The 19,211-nt window shown below is 66.1% G+C and carries 19 protein-coding genes; 8 read left to right on the top strand and 11 right to left on the bottom strand.

Annotation, left to right across the window (positions count from 1 at the left end; translation table 11 throughout):
* Positions 1-8: 8 nt before the first annotated feature.
* Positions 9-1,301: a DUF58 domain-containing protein gene (locus NIBR502772_RS16770; protein ID WP_141141035.1), complete on the top strand. Its 1,293-nt coding sequence runs from the start codon at positions 9-11 to the stop codon at positions 1,299-1,301.
* Between the two features lie 41 nt (positions 1,302-1,342).
* Positions 1,343-2,056: a DUF4166 domain-containing protein gene (locus NIBR502772_RS16775; protein ID WP_141141036.1), complete on the top strand. Its 714-nt coding sequence runs from the start codon at positions 1,343-1,345 to the stop codon at positions 2,054-2,056.
* A gap of 36 nt (positions 2,057-2,092) precedes the next feature.
* On the opposite strand, the gene NIBR502772_RS16780 is transcribed toward NIBR502772_RS16775, so the two are convergent.
* The 7 genes from NIBR502772_RS16780 to mnmA all read right to left on the bottom strand — a co-directional run bounded on the left by NIBR502772_RS16780 (position 2,093) and on the right by mnmA (position 10,424).
* The gene (locus NIBR502772_RS16780; protein WP_246848566.1) at positions 2,093-3,055 is read right to left on the bottom strand and encodes a hypothetical protein; all 963 of its coding nucleotides are present in this window, start codon (positions 3,053-3,055) and stop codon (positions 2,093-2,095) included.
* Positions 3,056-3,093: 38 nt separating this feature from the next.
* Positions 3,094-3,480 carry a chorismate mutase gene (locus NIBR502772_RS16785; protein ID WP_058931921.1) on the bottom strand — a complete coding sequence of 129 codons (387 nt, stop codon included), beginning with the start codon at positions 3,478-3,480 and terminating at the stop codon, positions 3,094-3,096.
* Between the two features lie 121 nt (positions 3,481-3,601).
* Positions 3,602-5,317, bottom strand: a complete 1,716-nt coding sequence (locus NIBR502772_RS16790) for an ABC transporter ATP-binding protein (RefSeq protein ID WP_210412310.1) — start codon at positions 5,315-5,317, stop codon at positions 3,602-3,604.
* The gene (locus tag NIBR502772_RS16795; protein ID WP_141141038.1) at positions 5,314-6,327 is read right to left on the bottom strand and encodes an ABC transporter permease; all 1,014 of its coding nucleotides are present in this window, start codon (positions 6,325-6,327) and stop codon (positions 5,314-5,316) included. Before NIBR502772_RS16795 ends, NIBR502772_RS16790 begins: the two co-directional genes overlap by 4 nt.
* Positions 6,327-7,409 carry an ABC transporter permease gene (locus NIBR502772_RS16800; RefSeq protein ID WP_141141039.1) on the bottom strand — a complete coding sequence of 361 codons (1,083 nt, stop codon included), beginning with the start codon at positions 7,407-7,409 and terminating at the stop codon, positions 6,327-6,329. Before NIBR502772_RS16800 ends, NIBR502772_RS16795 begins: the two co-directional genes overlap by 1 nt.
* A 93-nt stretch (positions 7,410-7,502) precedes the next feature.
* Positions 7,503-9,143 carry an ABC transporter substrate-binding protein gene (locus tag NIBR502772_RS16805; RefSeq protein WP_141141040.1) on the bottom strand — a complete coding sequence of 547 codons (1,641 nt, stop codon included), beginning with the start codon at positions 9,141-9,143 and terminating at the stop codon, positions 7,503-7,505.
* 174 nt (positions 9,144-9,317) lie between these two features.
* Positions 9,318-10,424 carry a tRNA 2-thiouridine(34) synthase MnmA gene (mnmA, locus tag NIBR502772_RS16810; protein WP_246848817.1) on the bottom strand — a complete coding sequence of 369 codons (1,107 nt, stop codon included), beginning with the start codon at positions 10,422-10,424 and terminating at the stop codon, positions 9,318-9,320.
* Between the two features lie 252 nt (positions 10,425-10,676).
* Here mnmA and NIBR502772_RS16815 point away from each other — a divergent pair, with 252 nt between their 5' ends.
* The gene (locus NIBR502772_RS16815) at positions 10,677-11,918 is read left to right on the top strand and encodes an NAD(P)/FAD-dependent oxidoreductase (RefSeq protein ID WP_141141042.1); all 1,242 of its coding nucleotides are present in this window, start codon (positions 10,677-10,679) and stop codon (positions 11,916-11,918) included.
* Here the strand turns inward: NIBR502772_RS16815 and NIBR502772_RS16820 are convergent.
* On the bottom strand, positions 11,894-13,126 hold the full coding sequence (locus tag NIBR502772_RS16820) for a cysteine desulfurase family protein (protein ID WP_141141043.1): 1,233 nt from the start codon (positions 13,124-13,126) through the stop codon (positions 11,894-11,896). The two genes, NIBR502772_RS16815 and NIBR502772_RS16820, sit on opposite strands and share 25 nt — an antisense overlap.
* 56 nt (positions 13,127-13,182) lie before the next feature.
* Positions 13,183-13,845 carry a metalloregulator ArsR/SmtB family transcription factor gene (locus NIBR502772_RS16825; protein ID WP_210412311.1) on the bottom strand — a complete coding sequence of 221 codons (663 nt, stop codon included), beginning with the start codon at positions 13,843-13,845 and terminating at the stop codon, positions 13,183-13,185.
* A 90-nt stretch (positions 13,846-13,935) separates the two neighbouring features.
* On the opposite strand from NIBR502772_RS16825, the gene NIBR502772_RS16830 reads away from it, so the two are divergent.
* Positions 13,936-14,364 carry a hypothetical protein gene (locus tag NIBR502772_RS16830; protein ID WP_141141044.1) on the top strand — a complete coding sequence of 143 codons (429 nt, stop codon included), beginning with the start codon at positions 13,936-13,938 and terminating at the stop codon, positions 14,362-14,364.
* Positions 14,365-14,373: 9 nt separating this feature from the next.
* On the opposite strand, the gene NIBR502772_RS16835 is transcribed toward NIBR502772_RS16830, so the two are convergent.
* On the bottom strand, positions 14,374-15,045 hold the full coding sequence (locus NIBR502772_RS16835) for a hypothetical protein (protein ID WP_246848567.1): 672 nt from the start codon (positions 15,043-15,045) through the stop codon (positions 14,374-14,376).
* A 167-nt stretch (positions 15,046-15,212) separates the two neighbouring features.
* On the opposite strand from NIBR502772_RS16835, the gene NIBR502772_RS16840 reads away from it, so the two are divergent.
* From NIBR502772_RS16840 to NIBR502772_RS16855, 4 genes are all read left to right on the top strand, one after another.
* A complete protein-coding gene (locus NIBR502772_RS16840) occupies positions 15,213-16,175 on the top strand; it encodes a J domain-containing protein (RefSeq protein ID WP_141141046.1) in 963 nt (320 codons plus the stop codon).
* Between the two features lie 65 nt (positions 16,176-16,240).
* Positions 16,241-16,708 carry a tRNA (cytidine(34)-2'-O)-methyltransferase gene (locus NIBR502772_RS16845; protein WP_058931909.1) on the top strand — a complete coding sequence of 156 codons (468 nt, stop codon included), beginning with the start codon at positions 16,241-16,243 and terminating at the stop codon, positions 16,706-16,708.
* A 202-nt stretch (positions 16,709-16,910) separates the two neighbouring features.
* The gene (gene sigK / locus NIBR502772_RS16850) at positions 16,911-17,519 is read left to right on the top strand and encodes an ECF RNA polymerase sigma factor SigK (RefSeq protein ID WP_141141047.1); all 609 of its coding nucleotides are present in this window, start codon (positions 16,911-16,913) and stop codon (positions 17,517-17,519) included.
* Position 17,520: 1 nt separating this feature from the next.
* Entirely contained in the window at positions 17,521-18,381 is an 861-nt protein-coding gene (locus NIBR502772_RS16855) for an anti-sigma factor domain-containing protein (protein WP_141141048.1), read from the top strand.
* Positions 18,382-18,429: 48 nt separating this feature from the next.
* Here the strand turns inward: NIBR502772_RS16855 and NIBR502772_RS16860 are convergent, their stop codons facing one another.
* The gene (locus NIBR502772_RS16860; RefSeq protein WP_141141049.1) at positions 18,430-19,209 is read right to left on the bottom strand and encodes a PIG-L deacetylase family protein; all 780 of its coding nucleotides are present in this window, start codon (positions 19,207-19,209) and stop codon (positions 18,430-18,432) included.
* Positions 19,210-19,211 lie beyond the last annotated feature (2 nt).

The raw sequence follows: 19,211 nt of genomic DNA on the forward strand, positions 1-19,211 counted from the left end.
GCTTGCACATGGCACTCTCCGGACGGTTCGTCGTGCTGGCACTGCTGGGCCTGGTGCCGGTGCTGCTGTTTCCTGGCGGGGGAACGGTCCTGGGCGTGGTCGTGGCACTCGCTGCTCTCCTGGGCCTGGACCTTGGCCTTGCCGCTTCCCCGCGGGCCATCATCGTCACGCGCGCCGAGCCCGGCAACGTGACGCTGCACGGCACGGCCGCTTCGGTCCTCACGCTGCGCAACAGTGGCCGGCGACGCCTGCGCGCCACTGTCCGGGACGCGTGGCAGCCGTCTGCCGGGGCTGTGAATCCGGTCCAGGACCTGGACATCCCCGCCCAGGAAAGCCGCCGGATGACCGTCCGGCTACAGCCGGTCCGCCGTGGCGACGTGGGCGCCCGGCACGTCACTGTGCGCTCCCATGGACCCCTTCGGCTCGCGGCACGCCAGCGCACGTTTGACTGTTCCGGCCTCCTGCGGGTCCTGCCGCCGTTCCATTCCCGCAGGCACCTCCCCTCGAAGCTCAGGAAACTCCGCGAACTCGACGGCAAGGCCGCCGTGCAGATCCGGGGTGCCGGCACGGAATTCGACTCGCTGCGCGACTACGTCCGCGGGGACGACGTCCGGTCCATCGACTGGCGCGCAACCGCCCGCCGGTCCGCCGTCGTCGTCCGCACCTGGCGCCCGGAACGCGACCGGCGCGTGGTGATCATGCTGGATACGTCCCGCACGTCAGCGGCGAGGATCGAGGACGAACCAAGGCTGGATACCGGCATCGAAGCGGCGCTCCTGCTGGCGGTCCTGGCCGAGCGCGGCGGTGACCGGGTGGACTTCCTGGCCTACGACCGACGTCCGCGGGCAAGGGCCGGTTCCGCCACCACCGGCAACCTCCTGGGGCAGCTGGTGCAAGCGATGGCGCCCCTCGAGGCGGAACTGATTGAGCTTGACTGGTCCAGCCTCCCCGGCCAGATCCGGGCGGTTTCCGCCCACCGGTCCCTGGTGGTGCTGCTGACCTCGTTGGACGGCGGGGCACCGGAGGAAGGGCTCATTCCCGTGGCCGCGCAGCTCGCGCAGCAGCACGTTGTGGTGGTGGCCGCCGTCCGTGATCCCATGCTGGGGCGGATGCTGCGGGAGCGTGAGAACGCCGCCGGCGTGTTCCGGGCGGCAGCGGCCGAACGCGTTCTGCTGGAACGGGCGGCGGTCAGCGCCGAACTCCGGCACCACGGGGTGGAAGTGGTAGATGCGGAGCCACACCAGCTGCCGCCGCAGCTTGCCGACATGTACATCCGGCTCAAGGCAGCCGGTAGATTGTGAGTCGCTGCAGCGCCGCTGACGGCACCGTCCAGGAGGTCACCATGAACGTCCCTATTTACCGGCAGGCCCTGGGCGAGAACTTCCACCGGCTGCAGCCTGAGCTGCAGGAGTACTTTTCCCTGGCGCCCGGCTCGGGGCACTACGGCGTCGGGGAGGGTGTGTTCGACGTTGTGGGCTGCCGGCAGGCGTGGCTGCGGCCGCTGCTCAAGCTGACCTCCGGGGAGGAGGCGTTTTTCCCGGATTACGGGGAAGTCATCCCCTTCCGGATTGAAAACCATGCCCACCAGGATCCGTTCGGCCGCTCCAGCCTGACTGCCCGGCGGGAAATCCGTTTTCCCGGGCACGTGCGGATATTCCAGGACACCACCAGCCTCGTGGATTCCGACGGCGGCCCGCGGCTGGTGGACTACCTGGGCCGTTTCCGGCGCATGGTGACCGACCTCAAGCTCAGTGTGACGGCCGAGGGTAGGCTGCGCGGCGTTTCCGAAGCGTCGCGGCTGTTCCTGGGCCCCCTCCGCCTGCCGCTGCCGGCCACGGTGGATGCCAGGGCTTACGCCGAGCAGTGGTGGGACGGCGCCGCAGGCGAGCACGGACAGCACCGGATCCAGGTCAAGGTCATCCAGCCGCAGATCGGTCTGGTCCTGGTCTATGCGGGCAGGTTTGACTACCGACTGCGTCCCTACATCGGCGGCAGTTCGGCGCAGAGTTTCCTGCCCCGCTACGCCCAGCCGGACCGTTGGGAGAACCGGACGTAGAAGTCTTGCCCTTGGGTCCGCCCAGCAGTGGGCCGATCAGCCGTGTGCGCGCTGGTTCAGTCCGTCGGCCACCTGGGTGAGCCGGCCCAGCACTGCTTTGGCGGTGGCCGGCGTGTGGCCGGCCAGTCCCGCCGAGGGGGTGACCCGGATACTGTCCAGGGACGACGCCGGCAGCCCCAGCTCGTGCCATGGCCGCCAGACGGACTCTACGACGTCGGCCACCCTGGGCAGCGTGCCACGGCTAAGGTCGAGGGCGCCGGCCCAGATCCGCTTGCCTGCCTCCACTGCCGTGGCCAACTGCTCCCACTGCCGTGTGGTCAGGGCCCTCAGCGGTACGGCCACGCCGTCGGCGCCGGCGGCAATGATCCGGCCGATGGGGGCCTCAATTTCAGGCACGGAGACAACGATTTCGGCGGCGCCCGCCTCACGGAGCGCCTCGATCACCACCTGCCAGGACTCGGTGACCTCCTGGCCACCCACCGCCCGCAGCGTGCGGTAACCGCTCGACGTCGGAATGGTGCCGGCCAGTACGGCGGCGATATCAGGCTCGTCGACCTGGACCACCAGCCGCGCGCCCGGAACGGCGCTGGAAATCCGGGACAGGTAGCCGCCAACCCCTGCGGCCAGCGACTCGGCAATGTCCCGGCGTGCGCCGTAATCGATCAGCGCCCGTTCGCCGTTGTGCAGGTGCAGCCCCGCGGCAAGACTCAGCGGTCCCAGCAGCTGGACCTTGAGTTCGGGGGCGCGGGTGTCCTCGGCGCCGGCAACGTCAGCCAGGACGTTGATGTCGGTGGACAGGGCCGACGCGGCCCGGCGGAAATCCTTGCCCGGACGGTCCACCAGACGCCAGCCGTACGGCTGGACATCGACGGCCATCTCAACCAGGAGTGCGGCCGTCCGCCCCAGGGCGTCGGAACCGACTCCCCGATCCGGAAGCTCCGCCAGGAACGGCAGGTGCGGGCTGCCGAGCTCGCCGCGGACAATGCGGGCAGCCTCCACGGGGTCCTCCCCCGGCCAGGGCCCAAGCCCTGTGGCGGTTACTTCCACTCTGCAGCGGCCTGGTGGTCCTCGGCGATGGCTTCATGATGGCGGATGACCTCGCCGATGATGAAGTTCAGGAACTTCTCCGCAAACGCGGGATCGAGGTGGGCATCCTCCGCCAGCCGCCGGAGACGGGCAATCTGGGCGGATTCCCGGCCCGGATCCCCCGCCGGGAGCCGGTGCGCGGCCTTGAGGAAGCCCACTTTCTGGGTGGCCTTGAACCGTTCGGCCAGGAGGTACACCAGGGTCGCATCGATGTTGTCGATGCTGGAGCGGATGGACAGCAGTTCCGCCATCACCGAGTTGTCCACGTGGCCTGCCAGCGAACTCGCGGCGGCATCGTAGGTGTCGGTGTCGGGAACATCGTGGTTTTGCTGCGTCATGGTCCAAGTCTATGGGGCGTCCGCGGAAATCCTTCCGGTGTTAAGCGGCGGACGGACACCCCGCCTGGTGCGGCGGGATGTCCGTCTGGTGGCGCCGCGACTGAAGAGTCGCCGGTGGTGCCTACTGGGCAAGCAGCGCCCGGTGCGCTTCCCGGCGTCGTGCCTGTTCGTCCGGATCAGGAACCGGCAGCGAGGCAATCAGCCGTTTGGTGTAGTCGTGCTGCGGTGCGCCCATCACCTGGCTACCGATGCCCTGCTCCACCAGCTTGCCCTTGTACAGGACGCCCACCCACTGGGACAGGATGTCCACCACCGCGAGGTCGTGGCTGATGAACAGTGCCGCGAACCCGAACTCGGCCTGGATTTCCTTGAAGAGTTCCAGGACTTTCGCCTGCACCGAAACGTCCAAGGCCGACGTCGGCTCGTCAGCGATCAGCAGCCGCGGGTTCAGGATCAGTGCCCGCGCCAGCGACGCCCGCTGGCGCTGCCCGCCGGACAGCTCGTGCGGATACCGCTGGGCGTACGACGCCGGCAGCTGAACTGATTCAAGCAGCTCAGCAACGCGTTTGCGCGCCTGCGCCGGGCTCGGGTTGGTGTGGATGATCATGGGCTCCGCTACGCAGTCGCCGATGGTCAGCTGGGGGTTGAAGGACGCAGCCGGATCCTGGAACACAAAGCCAATATCCTTCCGAAGGGGCTTGAACGTCCGCTCCTTGAGGTTCAGCATCTCGTAGCCGAGTACCTTCAGGCTGCCGCCCGTGGTCCGGTTCAGGCCCGCGATGGCCCGGCCGATTGTGGTTTTCCCTGATCCGGATTCGCCCACCAGTCCAAAGACTTCGCCCTGGGACACGGTGAAGCTGACCCCGTCCACGGCCTTGAAGGCCGGCGTTCCCAGCCTGCCGGGGTACTCGATGGTCAGGTTGGTTGCCTCCACCAGCACCGGCGAGCCCTGGTGGGCGCGTTCCAACAGGCCCTCCGACGCCGAGTTCCGGCCCAGGTGGGGCACGGCGGCCAGCAGCTTCTTGGTGTAGTCCTGCTTGGGTTCGGCGAACAGCACCCGCACCGGCGCTTCCTCCACCACATCACCCTGGTACATCACCACCACGCGGTCCGCGAGGTCGGCCACCACGCCCATGTTGTGCGTGATCAGCACGATCGATGTGCCGTACTTGTCCCGGAGGTCCCGGAGCAGCTCCAGGATTTCGGCCTGGACGGTGACATCCAGGGCTGTGGTGGGTTCATCGGCCACGATGAGTCCCGGGTTCAGGGCCAGCGCGGCGGCGATCACCACGCGCTGCTTCTGGCCGCCGGAGAACTGGTGCGGGTAGTAGTTGACCCGATGCTCCGGATCCGGGATCCCCACTTTGCGCAGCGCCTCAATGGCACGGGCCTTGGCGTCCTTGGCCGAGACCCGCTTCCCGCCGGGACCGCCGGCATGGGCACGGATGCCCTCAGCAATCTGCCAGCCCACGGTGAACACCGGATTCAGGGCCGTGGAGGGCTCCTGGAACACCATGGCCACATCGCGGCCGCGGATCTGCCTCAGCTTCGCGGCGCTGACGCTGATCACGTTGTTCCCGTTGATCAGGACGGCGCCCCCGCTGGTGGCGGTCTCAGGCAGCAGCCCGAGGATGGTTTTCGCAGTCACGGTCTTGCCGGAGCCGGATTCACCCACGATGGCCAGGACCTCGCCGGAGCGGACGTCCAGGCTCACATCCTTCACGGCGTAGACGTCTCCGCCGTCGGTGGCGAACGTGACTTTGAGGTGGTCGATCTCCAGGACCGGCTGCTCTGCCGGCCTGGACTGGTCAGACACCGGATCAATATTGATGGTCACAGTCCTCTCACATCCGCTGCGATGGCGGCGTTGGCGGCGGCGGTTGATGGTCCCGGGGCGCCCTTGGCGCCGGCAGCCTTGCGTCCGCGCAAGCGCGGATCGTTCAGGTCATTGATGCTTTCTCCTACGAGGGTCAGTCCAACCACCGTCAGGACGATGGCCAGGCCGGGGAACACACCGGTCCACCAAATGCCTGAGGAGGCGTCGGACATCGCCTTGTTCAGGTCAAAGCCCCATTCCGCCGCGGAGCTTGGCTCGATACCGAAACCGAGGAAGCCCAGGCCTGCCAGGGTGAGGATGGCTTCGGAGGCGTTGAGCGTAAAGATCAGCGGCAGGGTCCGGGTCGCGTTCGAAAAGATGTGCCTGCTGATAATCCTGGCGCTTGAGGCGCCAACAACCTGGGCGGATTCCACAAACGGTTCAGCCTTGAGCCGGATGGTTTCAGCGCGGATCACCCGGAAGTACTGCGGTACAAACACTGCCGTGATGGCAAAACCGCAGGCGAGGATTCCGCCCCAGAAGCCAGACTGTCCCTTATTGATGGCAATCGACATCACGATAGCCACGAGGAGTGTCGGGAAGGCGTAAATCGCGTCAGCAATCACCACCAGCACCCGGTCCAGCCAGCCGCCGAAGTAGCCACTCACCAGTCCAAGGAACACTCCCAGGAAGATGGACATCAGCACGGCAGCAACTATCACCGCCATGGCTGTCTGCGATCCCCAGATCATCCGGGACAGCACATCGTATCCGCCCACGGTCGTTCCCAACAGATGCTTGCCACCGGGTTCGGCCTGCGCCGGGAACGAACCGGCGTCATCGGAAATCTGGGAATACCCGTACGGCGCCAACAGCGGCGCAAAGATCGCAGCCACCACAAAAACTGTGCAAAGAACGACGCCGATAAGCAGCATAGTGCGTTGCAGGCCAACGCTTTGGCGGATGTGGGACGAGACCGGAAGCCGGTCCAGCAAGGACTTCTTTTTCGGTTCCAAAACTGTGGTACCCATCAGTACCTCACTCGCGGATCAATCAGGGCGGCGGCAATATCCACCGCGAAATTGGTGATCGCCACAATGACGGCCAGCAGCATCACGATGCCCTGGACAGCCACAAAGTCACGCGCGGTAAGGTACTGCGCCAGCTGATAGCCGAGGCCCTTCCATTCGAAGGTGGTTTCGGTCAGCACCGCACCGCCGAGCAGCAGGGCAATCTGTAATCCCATCACCGTGATGATGGGGATCAGCGCAGGCTTGTAGGCATGCTTGGTCACCAGGCGGTATTCACTGACACCTCGGGAGCGGCCTGCCTCAACATAGTCCCTGCCCAGCGTGCCGATCACGTTGGTGCGGACCAGACGGAGGAAGACGCCCGCGGTCAATAGGCCCAGCGCGACGGCCGGCAGGACTGCGTGGTGGACGATGTCGCCGAAGGCTGCCAGATTGCCGCTGCGAAGGGCGTCCAGCCAGTAGACGCCGGTGGGCGCTGCCAGCCGGCCCATCGCCAGTTCCGTTGTGGTGGATGCACGGCCGGCCACGGGGAACCAACCCAGTCCCACAGAAAATGTCAGCTTCAGCAGCAGGCCGGCAAAGAAGACAGGGGTGGCATAGCAAAGGATGGCGAACATGCGCAGGACAGCGTCCGGAACCTTGTCGCGTTTGTGGGCGGCGAACATACCCAGCGGTATTCCCACAAGCAACGCCACCATCACGGCGTTGATGCTCAGTTCCAGGGTGGCTGCACCAAATTTCGCGAGCATCTCGATGACGGGCCGGCCATCTGAAATAGTCCGGCCGAAGTTTCCGGTGGCGATGTGGCCAAGGTACTCGATGTATTGGATGAACAGGTTCCGGTCATAGCCGGCCTGGTGAACCAAGGCGTCGATTTGTTCCTGCGGGAGGCGTCCGCCCTGGGCTGCGGTAATGGGATCGCCGGTGATCCGCATCAGGAAGAAAACGAGTGTGACGAGGATGAAGATCGTCGGGAAGATCAGCAGGAAGCGAATCAGGATATACCTCCCGAGGCCACCTCCCGCGGATTTGGATATGGGGGCCGCCACCGTTGGCGGCGGCGCATCTATCAAAGTGGCCATGCTGAACCTGCTTGGTCTGGAAATCGAAAATGTGGAGCTAACGCGTAGGAGGCAGGACCGGCCGGCCCCACCCCCTACGCAGGTATTTAGCTGTTACTTGGAAACGGTGCCGAGCCGGAACTTGAACGACGCATCAAGTGTCGAATCCACGCCCTTCACCTTGGTCCCCGAAACAGCCACCTGGGCCCCTTGCAGCAACGGCAGGGTGGAGATGTCCTTGGCCAGCAGATTCTGGACCTCCTGTATGGTCTTCTCACGCTCTGCCTTATCAGCTGTCACAAGCTGCTTGGCGATCAGCGTTTCGACCTCGCTGTTGGAGTAGTGGTTGTTCATGAAGCCACCGCGCACAAAGAAGGGTGTCAGGTAGTTGTCCGCGTCGCTGAAGTCCGGGAACCATCCCAGCTGGAAGACGGGGTAGCTGTCTTTCTTCGACGCCGAGTTATACGTGACCCACTCAGTGGACTGAAGGTCCACGGTGAACAGACCGCTCTTCTCCAACTGGTCCTTGACCATGGCGTATTCGTCACCGGATGACTTGCCATAGTGGTCAGGGTTGTACTGCAGTTTGATCGTCACCGGGCCGGTGATGCCGGCGTCGGACATGACCTTCTTGGCCTTGTCCAGGCTGGGTTTGCCGGAGCCATCCCCGTACGCCTGCTTGAAGGATTCGTTGGCGCCCACGAAACCGGACGGGACGTTGGACCACATCGGCAGGTACGTGCCCTTGTAGACCTGGTCCGAAATGGCTTGGCGGTCGATCAGGTTGGCAGCGGCCTGGCGGACGGCCAGCGCCTTCTTCGGGTCAGCTTCGGGAGCCTTGGCCCCGTACGGCATGGTGTCGAAGTTGAAGACGATGTACCGCATCTCGCCGCCGGGTCCGACATGGACCGTGACGCTGGAGTCCTTCTTGAGGTCATCGATGTCCGTCGCGCTCAGGCTGCGGTTGGCAACATCGATCTGCCCGCCTTTGACCTCCAACTTCATGTTGGTCTGATCGGTGTAGTACTTGATGGTGGCCCCTGCGTTGGCGGGCTTGCCAAGCACTCCCTTGTAGTCCGGCCAAGCCTTCAGGCTGACCAACGTGTTCTTGTTGTAGGAGTCGATGATGTACTGGCCGTGGAAGGCGTTGGCCTTGACAATTTCCTCGTCGCTGAGGAGCTTGTCTGCCGGGAAAACTTCGTCGTCAACGATCGGGGCGGCCGGGCTGGTCAGAATCTGCGGGAATGTCTGGTCGTTGGCATTCTTCAGTGTGAAAACCACGGTGCTGGCATCAGGTGTGGCAATGGAATCGATGTTGGACAACAACGAAGCCGGACCGTTGGGATCGTTGATGGCAGTTTGGCGATCAAAGGAGAACTTGACGTCTTTGGAATCCAGCACGTGCCCGTTGGCCCATTTGAGGTCACTCTTGAGTTTGACGGTGAATTCGGTGGGCTTGGTGAAGGAGGACGATTCGGCCAGGTCCGGCACGGGGTCGGCACCACCGGGCTTGGAGTTCAACAAGAAGGAGTAGATCTGGTTCATCACCATGAACGAACCGTTGTCGTACGAGCCCGCGGGGTCCAGTGCGGTGACCTTGTCTGTGGTGCCGTACGCAATGACGCTGCTGGCATTCTCCGATGCTGTGCTTCCACCGCCGCCGCCACCCGAGGGGCCCGTGCAGGCCGTCAATGCGAAGGCGGAAACGCCTGCGAGCGCAATTGCGCTGCGCAAGGCTTTTGTGCTCTTGGTCATCTGTGAACTTTCTGTTCGATGAGTACGCGCTCGCCGCCCGCAAATGGGTGTCTTGGCTTGAGCGGGCAGCGCGCTGTCCTGATGCCTAGATTCAACCAGACGCCGGACTCATCAACCGGCTTTTTTGTGAGTTGAGACACAAAATTTACCTGACCAGGGTAAATTTGCTCCGCCTCAGAGCTCCGCGCGCTGCAACGACCGGGCAGCGTCGATGGTTGCCTGGCCCAGGACGCGGCTGCCCTGGTAGAGGACCACTGTCTGGCCGGGTGCCACACCGCGCAGCGGATCGGTCAACGTGACCAGCAGCTGGGGTGCACCATCGCCCGGCAGCATTCGCGCAGTTGCCGGCACGGGGTCCCCGTGGGCGCGGACCTGGGCATAGCAGTCAAACTCGGCGCCCGTTTCGATTTCAGCGATGGGCAGGCCGGCCCACGAGACCTTGATGCCGCGGATCTCGTCAATGGCCAGCAGCGCCTGGGGCCCCACCACTACCTTGTTTTCCTTGGGCCGGATCTCCAGGACGAACCTGGGCTTGCCGTCCGCTGCGGGTGTGCCGAGCTTCAGGCCGCGGCGCTGTCCCACGGTGAACGCGTTGGCTCCCGGGTGCTCCCCCACCTTCGTACCGGTCTCGTCCACAATGTCGCCGGGGGTCATGTCAATCTTTTCGGCGAGCCAGCCGGCGGTGTCGCCGTCGGGAATGAAACAGATGTCGTGGCTGTCGGGCTTGTTGGCCACTGACAGTCCACGGCGCTCGGCCTCGGCCCGCACCTCAGCCTTGGAGGGCGTGTCAGCCAGCGGGAACATGGAGTGCTTGAGCTGCTCGTGCGTCAGGACACCCAGGACGTAGCTCTGGTCCTTGGCCCAGTCCGCGGCCCGGTGAAGTTCGGGGTTGCCGTCGGCGTCCTTGATGACCTTGGCGTAATGCCCGGTGCAGACGGCGTCAAAGCCCAGGGCGATGGCCTTCTCCAGCAGGGCGGCAAACTTAATCCGCTCGTTGCAGCGCATACAGGGATTGGGGGTCCGCCCGGCAGCATACTCATCGATGAAGTCCTGGACCACGTCTTCCTTGAAGCGCTCCGAGAAATCCCAGACGTAATACGGAATGCCCAGCACATCGCAGGCACGCCACGCATCGCGCGAGTCCTCGATGGTGCAGCAGCCGCGGCTGCCCGTCCGCAGGGTGCCGGGCATCCTGGACAGCGCAAGGTGAACGCCGACGACGTCGTGCCCGGCCTCAACGGCACGTGCTGCGGCAACGGCGGAGTCGACTCCACCGCTCATGGCTGCTAGAACTCGCATGCTGGCTTTCTTTAGGGTTCGGGGGATGCCGGCAGAGGGCGGCCGCCGTTCAACCGGCCGCCGCAGAAATAGCACAATGCCTGCCGCACCAGTCTATCGCCACGCCGAATCCTCCCCAAAAGACCCTTGACCCAGCGGGCCTTCACTTCTAAAGTCAGAATTAACAGTTTTAGACTTCGAGCACACCGGCGGGAATCGGGCGGACATGGCTGAGGACATTGCTACTGAGGGGACATTGTGATTGCCGGCGGCGGCCTGGCCGGGGCCACCGCCGCCAAGACGCTGCGGGCGGAAGGGTTCAAAGGCCGGGTCACGATCATCGGCGCAGAGCACCATCCTCCGTACCTGCGGCCGCCGCTGTCCAAGGAGTATCTGCTGGGCAAGGCCGCCGAGGACGCCGTCCCGGTGGTGCCGCCAGGCTGGTACGCGGAGAACGACGTCGGACTCCGCCTGGGTGCCCGCGTCACGGGCATCCGGCCGGACGCCAGGACGGTGGAGCTGGACGACGGCAGCACGCTGGCTTACGGTTCCCTGCTGCTCGCCACCGGGGCGGCGCCCCGCACCCTCCGCCTGCCCGGAAGCGACCTGGCCGGCGTCTCCACCTTCCGCACCCTGGACGACAGCCGTCGGTTGCGCAGCAGCCTGGCGGCAGGCGGCAGGAACGTGGTGATGGTCGGCTCCGGCTGGATCGGCATGGAACTGGCTGCGGCTGCCGCCACGTACGGCAACAACGTCACGCTCCTCGGACTGGAAGAGATCCCCTTGGCCGGGGCCATCGGCCCTGAGCTCGGGCGGTTCTTCCGCCGACTCCACGAAGCCAACGGCGTGAGCTTCCGGCTTCCCGCCTCGGCACGGGAAATCACCGGCCTCGGCGGCGCTGTCACCGGGGTGGTCACCGATTCCGGAGAGGCGCTCCCTGCGGACATCGTGGTCATCGCCGTCGGCGTGGTTCCCGAGACGGGCATCGCGCAGGCGGCTGGCCTGGCCCTGGACAACGGGATCCTCACGGACGCGTCCCTGCGGACCAGCGCGCCCGGCATTTTTGCCGCCGGCGACGTCGCCAACGCCCTGCACCCCTTCACCGGCCAGCACCACCGCAGCGAGCACTGGTCCAATGCCCTGAACGGCGGAAAGGTGGCCGCCAGGGCCATGCTCAGCCAGGATGCAGTACTGGGCACCATCCCCTACTTCTACACCGATCAGTACGACGTCAGCATGGAATACTCGGGCTTCCCTGCCCTGGCGGCGGGCGCTGAGCCGGTGATCCGGGGGTCACTGGAGGGCAAGGAGTTCATCGCGTTCTGGCAGCAGGATTCCAGGGTGGTGGCCGGGATGAGCGTCAACTGGCCGCGGAAGCCACAGCCTGGCGCGCAGAAGACCATCAAGGCCCTTATCTCGGCCAGGACCCGAGTCACAGCGGAGCGCCTGGCCGACAACTCCGTTGGGCTCGATCAGTTCCTGCCGGAGGACGCCTGACGCGCTACCGTTCCCGCAGTCTGGATCGAGGATTCATGCCCGGCCATCCCTGCCTGGCGGGCGCGTTGGTACGCGCCGGGGAGGGCTGCCAGCAAGGCATCCACGTCCGCGTCGGTTGAGGTATGTCCCAGCGTGAAGCGCTGGGCGCCGCGGGCTGTCTCCTCGTCCAGCCCCATGGCCAGCAGCACGTGGGACGGGCGCGGGACACCGGCCGTGCAGGCGGATCCCGTGGAGGATTCCACCCCCACCAGGTCCAGCAGGAACAGCAGCGAATCACCTTCGCAGCCAGGGAACGTGAAATGCGCGTTGCCGGGCAGGCGACCCTCCCCCGGGGCGCCGCGGAGTGCAGCTTCGGGCACGCGCTGCAGGACGCCGTCGATGAGCCTGTCCCGCAGGGCCGCGATCCTCGCGGACTCGGCGGCAAGCCGTGCGGTGGCGGCCTCGGCGGCAGCAGCGAAGGCGGCGATGGACGCAGTGTCCAGCGTCCCGGAGCGCACGTCGCGCTCCTGGCCGCCGCCGTGCTGCACCGGAGTCAGCTTGACGGCCCGCCCCAGCAGGAGGGCGCCGACTCCCACCGGTCCGCCGATCTTGTGCCCGGAAACGGACATCGCGTCCAGCCCGGAGGCCTTGAAATCAACGGGCAGCGAGCCGAAGGCCTGCACGGCATCCGAATGGACCGGCACTCCGGCGGCGTGCGCCAGCTGCACAATCCTGTGCACCGGCTGGATGGTGCCCACTTCATTGTTGGCCCACATGACCGTCACGAGCGCAATGGTCCCGGGGTCCCGGGCCAGCTCGGCGGCGAGGACGTCCAGGTCCACCACACCCTGGCTGTCCACGGGAAGCCACGTGACAATGGCACCCTCGTGCCGCTCCAGCCATTCCACGGTGTCCAGCACGGCATGATGCTCGACGGCGGAGCAGAGGATGCGGCGCCGTGCCGGGTCTTCGCCGGAACGGGCCCAGTACAGGCCCTTCACAGCAAGGTTGTCCGACTCGGTGCCCCCGGACGTAAAGATGACCTCGGAGGGATGGGCGCCGGCCGCCGTCGCGATGGCTTCCCTGGCGTCCTCCACGGAGCGGCGGGCACGCCGGCCCGAGCCGTGCAGGGACGAAGGATTGCCAGTGCGGGCAAGTTCCCGGGTCAGGGCTGCCAGCGCCTCGGCGGAAAGTGGCGTGGTGGCTGCATGATCGAGGTAGACGGGCACGCCTCAATTCTAGCGGTGCCCCGGGCGGCACACCCGCGGCCCCGGCCCATCAGGTGTCAGGGCGGGGTGATCCTGGCGCAGCACTGGCCAGGCTCGCTGTTCGGCGCTATGCGTTCCTCCGGCTCCCCGCACGCCGCAGCCGCGCCCTGCAGAAATGCTCCATTCATGGCGCAGACCACTTCCGGGTGCCCGTCCGAGAGGCGATGGAACGGGCAGTTCACCAGCACAAAGCCGCCCGCGCCGTCAGGCCTGGGCTCGTAGCCCTCCCCCGCCATGAAGTCCGTCAGGCTTGCGGCGCCGGCGGCCAGCGCCTGGCCCTTGCCGTACGACGCGGCCAGCAGGGAGTTGCCCACGGCTACGCCGGTCGCTGTGGAGTGCTCGATCGCTGCGACCAGCAGCTCAGCCGCGAGGTCATAGTTGCGGTCCGGCACGGAAACACCGACTTCACTCGTTGATTGCCGGTACATCTTGGCCGGCCGCCCGGAGCCAGGACCTGACTTCCCGGCAGCCTTGTGGAATTCCACCGCCAGGAGTCCATCCTGGACCAGCCTGTCAAGGTGGAAGGACGCCGTGCTTCTTGGCAGGCCGAGGGCCAGCGCAGCCTCATCGCGCCCGACTGCGGCCTCGGAAGCGGCAACCAGTTCAAAAAGCTGCCGGCGCTTGTCGTCGCCCAAGGAAGCCACGGCCGCCATGCGGCGGCCCCACGGAAGTCTGCGCACCCTGTACCCCTAACTCTAAAAACAACATCCATTGCTTAATGGTGCTAATCTTTCTAAAATAATCATACCTACTTTTAGAAGGAGTCCACCATGACAACCAACGCGAAAATCACCGCAGGCAGTCGGCTACAGGCTATGGCACCGGACAGGCAGGCCTTCTTACTGCTGCGCACCGTATTCACCGTCGCACCGATTCTCTTCGGGCTGGACAAGTTCACCAACATCCTGACCGACTGGACCATCTATCTCGCGCCGGTTGCCACCTCCGTGGTGCCGGTGTCGGCGCAGACCTTTATGTACATCGTCGGCGTCGTGGAGATCGCCGCCGGCATTGCAGTGGCCGTCCGGCCCCGGTTCGGTTCCCTGCTGGTCGCCGTCTGGCTGCTGGGCATCATCATCAACCTGCTGGTCCTGGGCAGCTTCTACGACGTTGCCTTACGGGACTTCGGCCTGCTCGTGGGCGCGCTGGCCCTGAACCGACTTTCCCCCGCCGGGTCCTGGCGCAGGCACGGTAAGTAACCGACACAGCTAGTTCGACGGCGGAACCATACGGAGGCGTTCTGCGACGTCGGCCCGGGCGGCTGCCAGTGTGGCATCGTCCGGGCAGGCCACCGAAATGTAGACCGACGATGCCGCGGCGCCGAACACCCGGGCCATAACAGCGGTGGCCCTGACGCCCGCTTGGCCGGGTTTCTCCAGCGCCAGCACCTCAGCCGACGGCCCCGGCTTGCCAACCTCACCGCCCCACCGCAGCGTCGCTGTCTTCAGATAGCCGGGCAGGATGGTCGGATCCAGGTACGTGAAGAGGCCAGCAGTCGACTCCTTGTCGTCCTGAAGCGCCAGCGGGGCCTGGTTTGTGCGGACCTTGGCCGCCACCAGACAGCCGTCGGACTTCACGAATTGACTCTCGCCGGCCACGTTCTCCTTGACCTGCTGCCAGCCGGGTGCATCCTGGAGTCCGTCCGAGATCCCCACGGGGACCCCGGCGGCCAGGGAACCGCCAGCGGAGAACGGCATGTCCTTTGCGGCAACCGCTTCTGCGTCATGGCCCGGGGTGATGGTAGGGGTGGCCAGGGCGGTGACGGTTGGCTCCACTTTCGGGGCGGCCGGATCGGGAACGTCAACACTGCAGCCTCCCAGTGCTGTCACGCCGAGCAGCGCCCCCGCCACGAGTACAGCCGCCTGCGCCTTCACGTCCACCCCAATATGTTCGCCCGGACGGCCCGCCTGCCGTCATCCTTAAAGAGTCTAGACGCCGGGCCGCGGGAACCACTGGGGCGTGCGCAGACGTTGTGTGGGCAGGCCGTAAACTGGGGCCCACCGGGCTGCATGCCGTGGACTGGCCAGCGAAGAAAAAGGATGAGTGCTTGACCGAGAGCAGCAACTCCTACTACGAGGTGCTCCGCGTCGCCGTGACGGCCACCGACAAGGAGATCAAGGTGGCCTACCGCCGGGCCGCGAGAAAGGCCCATCCTGACCATGGCGGGGACGCCGCCGCTTTCCGGCAGGTGACGGCAGCATACGAAACCCTGATAGACCCGACGCGCCGGAAGGCCTACGACCGCTCATATGCGGCAGGAACGTCCCGCAACACCGACGATTCCGCCGCGGGGCCGCACTTTGATGCGCCGGCGGCGGGCAGCCATGCCTCTGCCACCGTGCACCGGACCACCACGCCCCGGAACACCGCGGGTGACCCGCCCCTGTACGTCCCGCCCTACGATGCTGCGGCCTTCGAGGCGTCCGGCATGGTGCCGCTCATCCCGTTCGCCCAGGCCAGCCAGCAGGTCCACGGGATGCCGCGCAAACGGGGTATTTTTGGCGCCGAAGCCCGAATCCAGCGCGAACTGCGCACGGTGCAGCTCATCACCCGCCAGGTTCTGCCCGCCATTCCTGCGGCCCGGCTGGTCAACGGCCTGCAGTCCCCGGCCGATAACAGCCACATCGACCACGCACTCCTGTCCGGCTACCGGCTGGCGCTGATCGGTTCCATGCTGCTGCCAAAGGGCGCCTACGCCTGGGACGGGCAAACCCTGAGGCACGGCGGACGTTCCATCGCGCCGCCGCAACTGGCCCACGTTGTCCGGGCCATGCAGGATATCTTCCCGGAACTGAACGTCACCGGCTGGACAGTCATCCACAGCGCCGACGGCAACCTCCACGAACCCGTCATCGACCGCCACCGGCGAACAGCCGGCACCTCCGAAACCATCCAGGTGGTGAACGCGGCGGGCCTGGTCCGCGGCCTCAAGCACTTCCTCTCCTCCGGCCCCACACCCAACACCGTTAATGTGTCCGTGCTGGCCAGGCTGCTTCGCGGCATGCACTGAACCGTTGCATGCACCGGGTTCGTGCACTGAACCGTTGACCCGGATTGGTTGACTAGGATTGGACCGTGTTCCGAATCCTCTTCCATGCCCCCGAAATCCCCGGCAACACCGGCAATGCGATCAGGCTGGCAGCCATAACCGGCGCCCAACTGCACCTGGTGGAACCCCTCGGCTTTGATTTCTCCGATGCCAAGCTCCGGCGCGCCGGCCTGGACTACCACGACCTCGCCGTCGTCACCGTCCACAAAAGCATCGAGGACGCCTGGCGCGAGCTGCAGCCGGAGCGTGTGTACGCCTTCACCTCGGACGGGACCGCCAGCTATGCGGACATCGCCTACCGCCCCGGGGACGTCCTGATGTTCGGCCAGGAATCAGTGGGCCTGCCTGAACACCTCAAGAGCGATCCGCATGTCACGGCCACCGTGCGGCTTCCCATGCTGCCGTCCCTCCGTTCGCTGAACCTGGCCAACGCGGCGTCCATTGCTGTCTACGAGGCCTGGCGCCAGCAGGGATTTTCCGGCGCCCAGATTTGAGCGCCCGTTCCGGACGCCCGCGGCCCATCCGGACGGCTGCCGGCACCGAATCACTCCTGACAGCAATTCCAGGGCGAGGAAGGAGCGGCAGGTGACACGGCTAGCGACGAGGCGGGCGGCCCCGTCGGCTCTCCCCTTTCCTCGGGACAGCACCGGCCGCGATGCCCAGGTTTCACCGCCGGGCGACTTATGCTGGGTAGTGATGGAAACTCCCAACGCGCCAAATTCCGAGGCCCGGGCCGCAGTCACTGACTCACCGGCGGATCTCAGCAAGCGCTTGGCCGGGCTGCTCGCCCGCATAGCCGGCGGCGACCAGGCCGCGTTTGCCGAGTTCTACCAATTGACATCGCGCAGGGTGTTCGGCATGGCGCGGCGGGTGCTCATCGATCCCGAACTCAGCGAAGACGCCACGCAGGAGGTTTTCCTCCAGGTCTGGCAGAACGCCGCGAAGTTCAACCCGGAAGCAGGCAGTCCGCTCTCGTGGCTGATGACCATTTCGCACCGCCGGGCCGTGGACAAGGTCCGTTCCTCGCAGTCGGCCACCGACCGAGAGGCCAAATACGGCGCCAGCAGCCAGGACGTGGACCACGACTCCGTCTCCGCCGAGGTGGACAGCAGGCTCGAGGCCGAGGCGGTGGTCCGGTGCCTGGAAACACTGACCGAAACACAACAGGAATCGGTACGGCTGGCCTACTACGGCGGCCTCACTTACCGCGAAGTCGCGGAAAAGCTAAACGCAGCAGTACCCACCATCAAGTCCCGCATCCGCGACGGACTGATCCGCTTGAAGACTTGTCTGGGGGTGAGTTGAGATGACAGAAATGAATAGTCAGGGAGGCACCCGCCGTCCCGGCTCGTTCGGAACTGAGATCGCCGCCGACCTGGAATCCGGGCGGGCCGTGGATCTCGCCGAGCTCTATGCCCTGGACGCGATCAGCGATGCTGAACGCGCCGCCATTGACCGCTACATCTCCGCCGCGCCCGACGCCGAGCGCAGCGCTTTCCTTGAGCGTGTCCGCCAGGCCAGGGAGACCCTCGCGGCGTCCTTTACGGCTGAGGCGGAACCTCCCGCGGATCTTTTCGCACGAATCGTGTCCCAGTTGCCGTCCCTCGCGCAGCTGCCTGCCGATGGGCCCACCGAAGTCACTGCTGCGCCTGCCGCACAGTCGCCGGCAGAGGCGCTGGATGAACTCGCCGCGGCCAGGGTCCGCCGGGACGAACGACGCCGGCCTGCCGGCGCCCGCCGCTGGCTCACCGCAGTCGCAGCTGCCGCCGTGATCGCCCTCGGTGGCGTGGGCGTGGGCGCCTACATCACGGACCAGAACGATCCCCTGAACCAGGTGGTCCGGGCCGCCGACGTCCGCGAAGCCTCCGTACCTGTCTCCGCCGGCGGCACCGCCACAGTGCTGATTTCGTCGTCGAAGGATGCCGTGGTGGTCAAGATGAACGGTGTACCCGCACCGCCGGCCGGCAAGGTCTACCAGATGTGGCTGATCCCGAAGGACGGCTCGGCACCGGTTTCCCAGGGCCTGATGGACGAAGCAGCCCTGTCAAAGCCTGCCGTGGTGAAGGGCATTGCGTCCGCCGCAGCGCTCGGCATCACCGTGGAGCCCGTGGGCGGTTCGGCTACCCCGACGTTCCCCACGGTGGCTGCCGCACCGCTGGGCGCCTGAGCCCGGGGGCGGCTGCGCCAGAGGCCAGCCGCCCCATCACCGGACGTCCTAGAAGCCGGCGATCGTCCCCGGGCCGTTGACGGCGACCACGTGGAAGGCTTCGGCGCTGCGGCCCTCAGCAAAGCCCGCACGTCGTGCGTTCATGTGCAGGCCGTTCCGCACCGCCGCTTCCATGGCCGCGACGTCGGGATGCTGGCTCACGTGCACGTGGATCGCGTCGAGCTTGGCGTCCACGTGGTCGGTGACATCCTCAAAGTGGTTCTCCCGCTCTTCGGGCCCGGCATAGAGCCACAGCCACGGCAGCTTGTACGCCGCGAGGCCTGCCTCGGCCAGCTCCGGATAGGCGAACGGGTTTTCGACCGCAGGGTATACAGCCCGGGTCACGGCCTCCCCCACGGCAAGGTGGTCCGGGTGGCTCTTCTGGAGGCGGTTCCAGTTCCGTTCCGGATGCATGGCGAGCACGACGTCGGGACGGACTTCCCGGATCAGCTTCACCACACCTTTCATCACCTTGTGCGTCGGTTCCAGGTAGCCGTCGCGCTGATGGAGGTAGTGGATGTCGGTCACGCCCACGAGTTCGGCTGCCCGGCGCTGCTCGGCCGCCCTGAGGGCGGTGATCTCGGCCCGCTGCGCCGGGTCGAAGCCGCCCGCGTCGCCGTCGGTCATGATGCAGTAGCTGACGTGGATTCCCGCGGCCGTCCAGGCGGCGATGGTGCCGGCCGCACCGAAGTCGATGTCGTCCGGATGGGCGGCGAAACAGAGTACCCGCCCAATCCGGTGTGTGTCCGGGTTGAACGGGCTCTGTGCTGAGGCAGCGGAGTGCGTCAAGG

It is taken from the genome of Pseudarthrobacter sp. NIBRBAC000502772 (assembly GCF_006517235.1).
Lineage (GTDB): Bacteria > Actinomycetota > Actinomycetes > Actinomycetales > Micrococcaceae > Arthrobacter.